General features: G+C 71.2%; 12 protein-coding genes. 6 read left to right on the forward strand and 6 right to left on the reverse strand.

Annotated features, from left to right (window positions below; genetic code table 11):
- Position 1 precedes the first annotated feature (1 nt).
- The 5 genes from N5079_RS34385 to N5079_RS34405 are packed head-to-tail and all read right to left on the reverse strand — an operon-like array spanning position 2 to position 4,831.
- Entirely contained in the window at positions 2-1,303 is a 1,302-nt protein-coding gene (locus N5079_RS34385) for an ABC transporter substrate-binding protein (protein WP_261588405.1), read from the reverse strand.
- Positions 1,300-2,430: a branched-chain amino acid ABC transporter permease gene (locus tag N5079_RS34390; RefSeq protein WP_261588406.1), complete on the reverse strand. Its 1,131-nt coding sequence runs from the start codon at positions 2,428-2,430 to the stop codon at positions 1,300-1,302. The genes N5079_RS34385 and N5079_RS34390 overlap by 4 nt, the downstream gene beginning before the upstream one ends.
- Positions 2,427-3,323, reverse strand: coding sequence for a branched-chain amino acid ABC transporter permease (locus tag N5079_RS34395; RefSeq protein WP_261588407.1), 897 nt, complete (start codon positions 3,321-3,323; stop codon positions 2,427-2,429). Before N5079_RS34395 ends, N5079_RS34390 begins: the two co-directional genes overlap by 4 nt.
- A 12-nt stretch (positions 3,324-3,335) precedes the next feature.
- Complete coding sequence (locus N5079_RS34400; protein WP_261588408.1) at positions 3,336-4,082, reverse strand: ABC transporter ATP-binding protein; 747 nt, start codon at positions 4,080-4,082, stop codon at positions 3,336-3,338.
- The gene (locus tag N5079_RS34405) at positions 4,079-4,831 is read right to left on the reverse strand and encodes an ABC transporter ATP-binding protein (protein ID WP_261588409.1); all 753 of its coding nucleotides are present in this window, start codon (positions 4,829-4,831) and stop codon (positions 4,079-4,081) included. Before N5079_RS34405 ends, N5079_RS34400 begins: the two co-directional genes overlap by 4 nt.
- A gap of 240 nt (positions 4,832-5,071) precedes the next feature.
- Between N5079_RS34405 and N5079_RS34410 the strand changes: the two genes are divergently transcribed.
- The 5 genes from N5079_RS34410 to N5079_RS34430 are packed head-to-tail and all read left to right on the forward strand — an operon-like array spanning position 5,072 to position 9,750.
- Positions 5,072-5,611, forward strand: a complete 540-nt coding sequence (locus N5079_RS34410) for a nuclear transport factor 2 family protein (protein ID WP_261588410.1) — start codon at positions 5,072-5,074, stop codon at positions 5,609-5,611.
- Complete coding sequence (locus tag N5079_RS34415; protein WP_261588411.1) at positions 5,608-6,345, forward strand: SDR family oxidoreductase; 738 nt, start codon at positions 5,608-5,610, stop codon at positions 6,343-6,345. The genes N5079_RS34410 and N5079_RS34415 overlap by 4 nt, the downstream gene beginning before the upstream one ends.
- Positions 6,342-7,079, forward strand: a complete 738-nt coding sequence (locus N5079_RS34420; RefSeq protein ID WP_261588412.1) for a VOC family protein — start codon at positions 6,342-6,344, stop codon at positions 7,077-7,079. Before N5079_RS34415 ends, N5079_RS34420 begins: the two co-directional genes overlap by 4 nt.
- Positions 7,076-8,128 (forward strand): hypothetical protein, encoded by a 1,053-nt coding sequence (locus tag N5079_RS34425; RefSeq protein WP_261588413.1) that lies wholly within the window; start codon positions 7,076-7,078, stop codon positions 8,126-8,128. The genes N5079_RS34420 and N5079_RS34425 overlap by 4 nt, the downstream gene beginning before the upstream one ends.
- The gene (locus tag N5079_RS34430) at positions 8,125-9,750 is read left to right on the forward strand and encodes a long-chain-fatty-acid--CoA ligase (RefSeq protein WP_261588414.1); all 1,626 of its coding nucleotides are present in this window, start codon (positions 8,125-8,127) and stop codon (positions 9,748-9,750) included. Before N5079_RS34425 ends, N5079_RS34430 begins: the two co-directional genes overlap by 4 nt.
- A gap of 105 nt (positions 9,751-9,855) precedes the next feature.
- Here N5079_RS34430 and N5079_RS34435 read toward each other — a convergent pair whose 3' ends face one another.
- On the reverse strand, positions 9,856-10,791 hold the full coding sequence (locus N5079_RS34435; protein WP_261588415.1) for an aminoglycoside phosphotransferase family protein: 936 nt from the start codon (positions 10,789-10,791) through the stop codon (positions 9,856-9,858).
- Positions 10,792-10,967: 176 nt separating this feature from the next.
- On the opposite strand from N5079_RS34435, the gene N5079_RS34440 reads away from it, so the two are divergent.
- Positions 10,968-11,132, forward strand: coding sequence for a ThuA domain-containing protein (locus N5079_RS34440; RefSeq protein WP_261588416.1), 165 nt, complete (start codon positions 10,968-10,970; stop codon positions 11,130-11,132).
- Positions 11,133-11,200: the final 68 nt, after the last annotated feature.

An 11,200-nucleotide genomic window follows, 5' to 3' on the forward strand; every position in this document is an offset into this window, starting at 1 on the left:
TTCAGTCTCCCGAGATGTCGATGACGTCACCGGCGGGCACGAAGACCTTCTTCGAGCTCGACCAGGTGAAGGGACGGAACGCCATGATCCCCATCGACTTGGCGCCCGACATCGTGAAGTCGATGCCGTCGATGAACATCGGCGGGTGGTAGGTCTGGGTCCGGGCCGCGTTCATGATGCCGAGGCGGCTCAGGCCGTCGGAGGACGAGTTCGCCTTGGTGAAGGCGTCCACCATGAGGTCGCCGATGGCCCAGCCGTTGACCGTGTAGTTGTTGGCCGGGGCCTTCGCGCCGTTGGCCGCCGTGTCGCTCAGGTACTGCTTGACCGCGGCGTCGTCGGCGTAGATGGAGTTGCCCGGGTCCTTGAGCCAGACCATGATCTGCTGGCCGTCGGCCGCCTCGCCGGCGGGCTCGAACAGCGTCTTTCCGTCCACGCAGTTGCCGGGCTGGATGAAGCTGTCGGGCTTCCAGCCGGCCCGTCCGACGGCCATGCTGAGGGCGAGGCAGTCGGTGGTGACGCCCGCGTCCACGAGGACCTGCGCGCCGCTCGCCTTCAGCGTCGTCGCGGCGGCGTTCGGGTCGGTGAGCGGAGCCTCCTTGACGATCTTGATGTTGGTGCCCTCGATCGCCTTCTTGAAGCCGTTGGCGTACCCCTGGCCCGACTCCGTCTGGTTCACCGCGAGCGCGACGGTCGCGCCGTCCGGGTACTTCTTCTTGAGCTGCTCCACGACCACGGCCATCTCGACCTCGGCCGACGCGAGGTACTCGGTCGTCCACGGGTAGGTCGCCGCGTCGCGGTAGGCCGGCACGGCCGCCTGGGCGAACAGCAGCGGCACGCACGCCTCGTTCTGGTCGTCGGCGACCGCGTTCAGCTGCCCGGAGCCGAACGTGTCGAGGACGTGCACGCCGTCCTTCTGGATCAGCTCGCTGACGTTGGCCTTCGCCTTCTCCGGGTTGAAGGCGTCGTCCCTCGCGACGACCTCCAGCTTGACGCCGCCGATGCCGCCGGCCGCGTTGGCCACGGCGAAGCGGGCCTTCATGCCGTCGAGGACGGCGCCGACGGCGCCGGCGAGCGGGCCGGACAGTGGAGCGCTCCAGCCGACCTTGAGCGTCCCGGTGATCTTCGCCTTGGCGGCGTCCGGGTCGGCGCAGCCGTCGAGCGGCGTGACGCCCTGGGCGGCGGCCGCCGATCCGGCGGGCTTGGCGGGGTCGTTCGACGCCGCCTCGCCACCGCCACCACTTCCACAGCCTGCAGCGAGCAGGGCGGCGGAGACGCCGACCACGGTCAGGTATCGGGTTCTCATCTGGGATCTCCCTCGGATTCACGGGTGGGTGGGGTTGCCCGCTCGGCCCGTGACGCAGAGGGGCCGTCCCCGGTCGCGGGGCTTATCTGGACGAGACGTCGTACGGCCCGGCCCGCCACTCCGGCGACCCCCTCCGGCATCAGGAACACGATGACGATGAGGATGACGCCGAAGAGGACGCCGGACACGTGCCCGGCCGCCAGGTCGGAGGTGAAATAGGGCAGGTAGACGACGGCGAGCGCGCCGATGACGGGGCCGAGCAGCGTGGCCGCGCCCCCGACGAAGAGCCCGGTGATCAGCTCGATCGACTTCAGCAGCGTGAACGAGCCGTCGGGCGACAGCGCGCCGACGTACATGGCGAACAGGCTTCCGGCGAGACCGGTGACGGCCCCCGAGAGGCCGAACACACCGGTTTTCATGGTCGCCAGCCGCACGCCTGACGCGGCGGCGGCGATCTCGTTGTCCCGGGTCGCGATCATGGCGATGCCCGCGCGGCTCCGGGTCAGATTGCGGATGAGCAGCAGCACGAGGAGTAGCGCGACGGCGCTCACCCAGTAGAGCCACAGGCCGCGCTGCCCGACCGTCAGGCCGGTCCAGGCGGGCGGGGCGAGGTGCCGGGACCGGATGACGAGACCGGCCGCTCCCCCGGTCGCGTCCTCGAACCGCTTGACCACCTCGGGGAACGCGACGCCGACCGCGAGGGTGACCATCGCCAGGTAGAGCCCGCGGATCCGCAGGGCGGGCAGCCCGACGACGAACCCGAGCACAAAGCAGAGCAGGACGGCGACCGGGATCGTGGACATCGGCGCCGCGCCGTAGGAGACGACGAGGACGCCCGTGGTGTACGCGCCGAGCCCGAAGAACGCCGAGTGGCCGATCGACAGCAGCCCGGTGTAGCCGGTCGCCAGGTTGAGCCCGCTGATGGCGATCGCGAAGATCAGGACGCTGGTGAGCTGGCCGACCCGGAACGGCTCGGCTGACGCCCCGGCGAACAGGACGAGGGCGACGACGACCACGAGGGCGACCTGGAGCGCCCGATGCGCCCCGGACCCGCCCCGGATCACAATGGGAAGACGGCGGGACGCGGGCGGGGCCCCCACGGCGTCGTGCTGGTCCAGAAGGGTCACAGCCGCTCCATCTGACGGGTCCCGAACAGCCCGGTGGGCCGCAGGAGAAGGATGAGGACGATGACCACCAGGGCCGCCGTCTGCGGCAGCGTGCCGCCGATGAACTCGACGTAGCCGGTGATCAGCGCTTCGAGCACGCCGATGACGAGGCCGCCGACGACCGCGCCCATGGGGCTGTCCAGGCCGCCGAACAGCGCGGCCGCCGAGGCGTAGATCAGGATGGGGAACATCGTCTGGAGGCTGAGCTGCTGAGGGGAGAGCGGCGTCACGAGGACGCCGGCGAGCGAGCCGACGATCCCGGCGAGCCCCCAGCCCAGCATGAGGATCCGGCCGGTCCGCACGCCGCTGAGCGCCGCGGACTCGGGGTTGCCGGCCACCGCGCGCATGTGCAGCCCCAGCCGGGTGCGGTTGAACAGCAGGAACACCGCGCCGATCAGGGCGATGACGACCAGCCAGACGCCGAGCGCGTCGATGTACAGCCGGGCGCCGCCCACGGAGAGGTAGTCCTTGAGCCCGCTCGGGAAGAGGCTGGGCATCGGCTTGGTCTCGGAGTTCCACAGCAGCCCGGCCAGCGCGTTGAACGCGGTGAACAGGCCGAGGGCGACGATGAGTGTGGCCATGTCGCTGCGCCGCCGTACAGGACGGATCAGGGTGCGCTCGACGACCGCTCCGAGCAGGAATCCCACTCCGGCGGCGGCGACCGTGCCGGCCCACAGCGGGACTCCGATGGTCGTCAGCCACCACGCGATGTAGGTGGTGAACAGCGCCATCTCACCCTGCGCGAAGTTGATCGTGCCCGTGCTGCGGAACACGACCACCAGGGCCAGCGCCATGATGGCGTAGACGGCTCCGTTGGTGAGGCCGTCGAAGAGTCGTTCGAGGAAGATGTCCACGGGCGGCGCTCCTCAGTAGCCCAGATAGGCGCGTCGGATGGTCTCGTCGCCGCGGAAGTCGTCGGCGGTGCCCGAGGCCACCACCCGTCCGACTTCCAGCAGGTAGACCCGGTGGGCGATGCTCAGGGCGAGCTCGGCGTTCTGCTCGACGATGAGCAGCGCGACCCCCTCCTCACGGTTGACGCGGGCGAGGACCTCGAAGAGCCCGGCGACCACGCGGGGCGCGAGGCCGAGGCTCGGCTCGTCGCAGAGCAGCAGGCGCGGGCGGCTCATCAGCGCTCTCGCGACGGCCAGCATCTGCTGCTCGCCGCCCGAGAGCGTCCCGGCCGCCTGGCGGGAACGTTCCGCGAGCACGGGGAAGACCGAGCACCAGCGCTCGACGTCCTCGCGGATGCCGTCCTTGTCGCGGCGCATGGCGGCCCCGACGTGCAGGTTCTCCAGCACGGTGAGGTGGGAGAACGTCCCCCGGCCCTGCGGCACGAGGCTGACGCCGCGCGAGACGATCGCGTCGGGGCGGAGCCCGCCGAGGGCCTGGCCCTCGAAGCCGACGCGCCCGGTGTACGGCAGGAGCCCCGCGAGGGCCCGCATGGTCGTGGTCTTGCCCGCGCCGTTGGCGCCGAGCACGACGACGGCCTCGCCCTTCCCGATCTCCAGGTCGACGCCGTGCAGCACGCGCGCCTGGCCGTAACCGGCCGCGAGGCCCTCCACGGTGAGCAGGGTCTCGACGGTGGGCCGGGTCTCCGCGGTAGGCAGGGTCATGACGCCTTCCCGAGGTAGGCCTCGACGACGCGTGGCTCGGCGCGCACCTGCTCCGGGGTCCCGTCGGCGATCTTGCGGCCGAACTCCATCGCGACGACGTGGTCGGAGATGCTCATGACCAGGCCCATGTGGTGCTCGACGAGCAGCGCGCCGAGATCGTGGTCGCGGCGCAGCCGCAGGATCAGGTCGCCCAGGTCGCGGACCTCCGCGTGGGTCAGGCCGCCGGCGGGCTCGTCCAGGAGCAGCAGCCGGGGCTTGGCCGCGAGCGCGCGGGCGAGCTCGACCCGCTTGAGCGTGCCGTACGGCAGGCCCTGCGCCGGGCGGTGCGCGAGGTCGCGCAGGTCCAGCTCGGTGAGGATGTCCATGGCCTCCCCTTCGAGGCGGCGCTGGGTGGCCCTGGTCCCCGGCCACCCCACGAGGGCCCCGGCGAACCCGGCCCGATTACGGGCGTGGGCGCCGGCCAGCGTGTTCTGCAGGACGGTCAGCGAGGGGAACAGCGCGAGGTTCTGGAAGGTCCGGGCGATGCCGAGCCGTACGACGTCGTGCGGCCGCACCCCCGCCCCGACACCGGAGAGGTCGGTGCCGCCGAAGGCGATCCGCCCCGAGTCGGGGCGGTAGATCCGGGTGACGCAGTTGAACAGAGACGTCTTGCCGGCCCCGTTCGGGCCGATGAGGCCGCAGATCTCGCCGGGGGCCACGGTGAAGCCGACCCCGTCGAGTGCCGCCACCCCGCCGAAACGCAGTGTCACGTCCGAAACCGTGAGCGAGGGACTGGTTTCGGGTTCTATGTCCGTCTGCATCTGCCGCTCCAATACGAGCTTCATGCTTCAGTTAGCAGTGTGATGCCGGTGACCGCATTTACTACAACAAAAAGAGTGAACACGTCAACGGTCCGCAACCCCGTCGAAACCTGTCCGTAACGACCTCTGGCGAACTAACTCTGTTAGTTGTAGCGTGCTCGCAAACGCCACTCGATGAGGAGGCCACACGTGACTGACCAGCGCGACCCCGCGGTCCAGGCGCTGCTCGACAAGCAGGAGATATACGAGGTGCTCGCGCGCTACCTACGCGCGGCCGACCGGGGCGACGTGGACGGCCTCGCCGCCTGCTACCTGCCCGGCGCGACCGAGGACCACGGCGGCGTGTTCAGCGGAACCGCCGCCGACTACGTCGCGAGCATCTCCCGGACGGTCACCCACCCCAAGAGCCTGACCATGCACTGCATGACGAACGTGCTGATCGACCTGGACGGCGACACCGCGCAGGCGGAGTCGTACGTCACCACGTTCAGCCGGGTGAAGACTCCGGACGGCCTCGGCCACTCCTTCGTCGGCGCGCGGATCGTGGACCGCATGGAGCGGCGCGACGGGCGCTGGGGCATCGCGCACCGCGCGCTGGTGTGGGAGTGGAACCACGACGCGCCCGCCGCCGAGACCTGGATCTTCGGCATGCTCGTGCCCGACACCGGCGTCCTCGCCCGCGGCGGGAAGTACCCGAGTGACCTGGTTTACCGGGGAGCCGCCCGATGATCCGCGTCGAGGGGGCCGTCGCCCTGGTCACCGGAGGCAACCGCGGCATCGGCCGCGCGTTCGTCGAGGAGCTGCTCGCCCGGGGCGCGGCCAAGGTCTACGCCGCCGCCCGCGACCCGCGCGACGTGGAGATCGGGACACCGGTACGGCTGGACGTCACCGACCCCGCCCAGGTCGCCGAGGCCGCGAGCGCCTGCCCGGACGTCAACCTCCTGATCAACAACGCGGGCTACCACGCCAACAGGCGCCTCGTCCTGACCGACGACCACCAGGCGGCGCGGGACGAGATGGAGGTCAACTTCTTCGGCGTCCTCAACATGACCCGCGCCTTCGCGCCGGTCCTCGGCGCGAACGGCGGCGGGGCCATCGCCAACGTCCTGTCGGTCGCCGGGATGGTGCCGGCCCCGTTCATGGGCGGCTACTCCCCCTCGAAGGCCGCCGCTCTCTGGCTGAGCACGATCTCCCGGGCCGAGCTGGAGCCTCAGGGCACTCAGGTGACCGCCCTCATCGTCGGCTCGGTGGACACCCGGATGGCCTCCCACGTGGACGGCGCCAAGGAGGACCCGCGCGACATCGCCAGGGCCGGGCTCAAGGCCGTCGAGCGGGGCGAGAACGTCGCGGACACCGACTGGATGGCCGTCGACGCCCGCGCCCGCGCCGCCCGCGATCCCGCCAAATACGAGCGGCAGCTCGCCAAGCTGCTGAACGCCCAGACGCTCAGGACCACCAAATGAGCGCGCTCGACCTCGTCCAGCTCGACCTCGTCCAGCTCGACCTGGTCCAGCTCGACCTGGTCCAGGCGACCATCGCGACCCACGACCTGGCCGCGACCGCCGCGCTGGCCCGCCGCGAGCTGGGCCTCCCGCAGGGGTTCCCCGACCCGGAGCTCGACGCCTGGGGCATCAAGAACGAGGTGCTCACCCTGGGCCGCACCTACCTGGAGATCGTGGCCCCCGCCTCGGAGACCTCCCCCCTGCACCGCTTCCTCGCCTCCGGGGAGGGCGGCTACGTGGTCGCCCTCCGCGTGCCGGACACCGCCGGGCTGACCGCGCGGGCCGAGAAGGAAGGGGTGAGGATCACTCACCAGCAGGACTTCCAGGGCGCGACCATCACCCAGCTCCATCCCCGCGACCTCGGCGTGCTCGTGGAGGCCGACGAGATCCCGCCGGGCAAGGAGTGGCACTACGACGACTGGGAGACGCCAGGCAGCCCCGGCACGCCGCTCGACCTGCTCGCGGTCGACATCGCCGTCGACCGCCCCGAGGAGACGGCCAAGCTGTGGGCGCGGCTGTTCGGCGCCGAGGAGACCGCCGAGGGCGTCCGCGTGGGCGACGGCCTGGTCAGGTTCGTCCCGGTCGCGGACCGGCGCGGCCTGGTGGCCGCCGACCTTGGCGGGGCCGGCGAGGCCCGCGAGTTCACCCTCGCGGGCGTGACCCTGCGCCTCAACTCAGTGAAGGAGACCACGTGACCCTGCGCGTCATCCAGTGGGCGACCGGCGCGATCGGCAAGACCACCCTGCGGGCTGTGCTCGACTCCCCCGACCTCGAACTCGTGGGCCTCTACGTCTACGGAGACCGCAAGGCCGGCCGCGACGCGGGAGACATCGCCCGCCGCCCCCTCACCGGTGTCATCGCCACCCGCGAGGTGAAGGACATTTTGGACACCCCGGCCGACGTGGTGATCCACACCCCGCGCCTGCAGGTGCCGTACGAGACGCACGACGCCGACATCTGCGCGCTGCTGCGGTCGGGCAAGAACGTGATCACGACGGCGGGCCACCACTTCCCCCGCGCGCACGGCCGGGAGCGCGAGGAGATCTTCCTCGCCGCCTGCCGCGAGGGCGGCACCACGTTGTACGGCGTGGGCGTCAGCCCCGGCGTGATCGGCGAGCGGATCGTCCTCGCGCTGAGCGGCGTCAACCTGGAGCTGGAGCACATCGCCATCGACGAGGTGCTCGACGCCACCCGGATGCCCGACCCCAACTTCGTGTTCGACGTGATGGGCATGGGCTCCGACCCCGCCGCCATCGACCTCACGGCCGGTGAGCTGCCCAAGATGTACGGCATGCTCTACAAGGAGACCCTGGCGTTCATGGCCGAGCGCATGGGGCTCGACGTCGAGCGCTACGAGCCGGACCACCACGTCGAGCTCGCCGGCCGCGACCTCCAGGTGGCCGCGGGCACCATCCCCGCCGGAACCGTCGCCGCCACCGAGTGGCGCTGGCACGCCATCGCGGGCGGGCGGCGCGTGCTGACGCTGTCGATCATCTGGACGATGGACCCGGAGCTGCCCCGCTACGCCGGGCGCGACCACTGGACGGTCACCGTCACCGGCAAGCCGTCCATGACCATGACCCTCAACCTCATCGAGCCGGACGACCCCGTCAGCAGGACGACGGCGGCGCAGTTCGTGACGGCCGGGCCGGTCATCCGCGCCATCCCCGAGGTGGTCGCGGCCCCGCCGGGCATCTTCGAGCCCCCCGTCTTCGCGCCGTTCCGGTTCCCGGAGGTGCCGTGACGCTCTACGACACGTCCCGCGTGGTCACGGGTCCGAGCCGGTCGGGCCCGGACGCGGACTACGCGCTGCACGCCGACGGCACCCGCGTCGAGCGGCTGGCCGACATCCTGCGGCGCAGGGCCGCCGCGACGCCGGATCTGCCCGCCGTCATCGAGCCGGACCGGGTCACCACCTTCGCCCAGCTCGACGCCCGGTCCAGCCAGGTGGCCCGCGCCCTGCTGGCCGACGGCGTCAAGGCTGGCGACCGGGTCGCCTACATCGGCGTGAACGCGCCGTCGTTCCTGGAGGTGCTGTACGGCTCCGCCAAGATCGGCGCGATCGCGACGGCAGTCAACAACAGGCTCGCCCCGGCGGAGGTCACGCAGATCCTGCGCGACGCCGAGCCCGCCGTCCTCGTGCTCGGCGCGGGCGACGAGCGGCTCGCCCCCGAGCCGGGAGCCGTGCCGTCCCTGCTCCGCGTGGTCACGGCAGCAGCGGGGGCCACGCCGTACGGGGAGTGGCTGGACGCCCAGCCCGCGACGGACCCGGGCGTCCTCCCGGACCCCGGCGACACCGCGCTGATCTTCTACACGTCGGGGACGACCGGCCTGCCCAAGGGCATCATGCTGACCGGGCGCAACCTCGGCCAGGCCCTGGCGACCATGCACTACGAAATCGACCTCGACGAGACGTCGGTGGCGATGGCGCCTATCCCCTACTTCCACATCTCGGGGCTCGGGCTCGCCATGGTCGCCGCCGTCAACGGGGCCGCCCTGCTGCTGGAGATGGCCACCGCCCCGGAAGACCTGCGCGACCTGCTGATCTCACGGCGGGTGTCGCACGCCGCGCTCGTGCCGACGCTGATCCAGCGCCTGGTGTCGCTGCCGGGCGTGTCCTCCCACGACTGGTCGGCGCTCAAGTACGTCGTCTACGGGGCGTCGCCGATCCCGCTGCCGGTCATCCGGGCGGCGACCGACGCCATCGGGTGCTCCTTCCTGCAGAGCTACGGGCTCACCGAGTCGACCGGCGGCGTGACCGTGCTCCGCCCGGAGGACCACCTGCCCGATCCCGGTCAGGAACGGCGGCTGCTGTCGGCGGGCCGTCCCATGCACGGCGTGCCGATGCGCATCGTGGACCCGGAGACGCTGAAGGACGTGGCGCCCGGCGAGCGGGGCGAGGTGCTGATCGGCGGCGGTCACGTGATGACCGGCTACTGGCGCAACCCGGCCGCGACCGAGGCGGCGATCCTGCCCGGCGGCTGGCTGCGCACCGGCGACGGCGGGTCCTTCGACGAGGACGGCTACCTCTACCTGCACGACCGGATCAAGGACATGATCGTCAGCGGCGGGGAGAACGTCTACCCCGCCGAGGTCGAGAGTGTGCTGACCGGCCATCCCGCGGTGCTGGAGGTCGCCGTGATCGGTGTGCCGTCCGAGCGCTGGGGCGAGGTCGCCCACGCGGTCGTGGTCCTACGGCCGGGCGCGGCGGCGAACGGCGAGGAGCTGATCGCCTGGAGCCGCGAGCGCCTGGCGCACTTCAAGTGCCCGAGCGGCGTCTCGTTCGTGGAGACCCTGCCGCGCAACGCCAGCGGCAAGCTCCTCAAGACCCGCCTCCGCGAAACCCACCGCTCACCCGGCCCCTGACAGAGTGCCCACCGATCGATCATGACGTTAGTGCTGCTTTTCGGGGCGACGGGGCGTTTGACAGCACTATCGTCATGATCGATTCTCACGGCTCCCGCTTGAGGATCACATCCCGGTCAGATGCGCCAGCACTCGAACCTGTCTCATGACGTCGCAGGCGCCGGCCGAGTCCCCGTGCTCGACCGCCCAGAGCGCCGTCTCCACGCGGCGCGCCACGGCCCATGCCCGCATACGCCTCTCGTCCTCCCCAAGGGCGTCTGCCACCAGTGCGAAGCGGGAGGCGAGCGGACGGCGCGGATCCGGGTACGCGAAAGGGTCGTCGATCTGCTCCAGCAGCGGCCAGGGGTCGTAGCAGGGATCGCCGATCATCGGCTTGGCGTCGATGGCCAGCCAGGGCCTCCGTTGGGCGGCGAGCACGTTGCCCGGATTGAAGTCGCCATGGACGACTACCTCACGTGTGGCGGTGGCGGGCAGCTCGCGCAGCAGCCGTGCGCCGTGGGCCACCAGTCCCGGGTCGAAGCCGGGCCGCAACCTGTGCATCCGGGCTTCGACCAGATCGGCCCATTCACTGGTGACGTCCCCGAGACGTTCGAGTCTCGTTTCCGGCGGCGGCGCGCACCACAACTCGCGCAGCACTTCAGCGCCCAGCAGCAGACGTTCCTCCACCTGAAGATCGTCCGCGGCCCCCAATGGCCCGCCGGGCTCACACCGCTCCACCAGCAGCGCGTAGCTCTCCGGGTCATACCGACGCACCCGCACGGCGCCGCAGCCGTCCCACCACCGCAAGGCCTCCGCCTCGCCCGCCGCCTCCCGGTGCGGCCAGCTCACCTTGAGCACCGCCGTGCCACCGTCCGGCAGCCTCGCGGGAGCCACCCAGGAGCAGCTTCCGCCGTGGAAGGGCGCCCCGAGTCGAAGGGACCACTGTTCCCGAAGCTCTTCCACCAGCGACGGAAGCCGCGCCAGCCATGACCGGCCACTCTCGGTCCGGCCCATCGTGGTCACAATCGGCAGGGAGGACGGAAAGAGCTCAACGGTCACCATCAGCCAGGTGTCTCCTCTGTTCCGTGCGCCCGCCATTCGGCTAGGCGGGCTGTTGTCAGGATCGCACGCCGGCGGGCGCGGTCATCCACGCCGTCTCCGAGGTTCAGTGACGACCTTGACGTCCATCGGACGGCGAACCCTTGCCGCGACAAATCCGATCGTTCAGAGTTGGTCAAATGGGGACCCTCACTAAGGAGCAGATCGCTGGCCTGGTGTCCGTCGTCCACGCGGGAACGGGCTTCGCCGGATGGCACGGCAGGCTGGGCGCCACGCTCGCCGACCTGACCGACCCGGTGGTCCGCACGCTCACCGAGCGCGGCCTGCTCTGGGCGGCCCGATGAGGGCGGACGACCCCGGCGTGGTGCTGGCCATGTTCCCGAACCTCCCGGCGAGGCTGTTCCGCGGGCGG

This window comes from Planotetraspora sp. A-T 1434 (assembly GCF_025420585.1).
Taxonomy (GTDB): Bacteria; Actinomycetota; Actinomycetes; order Streptosporangiales; family Streptosporangiaceae; genus JAOEGB01.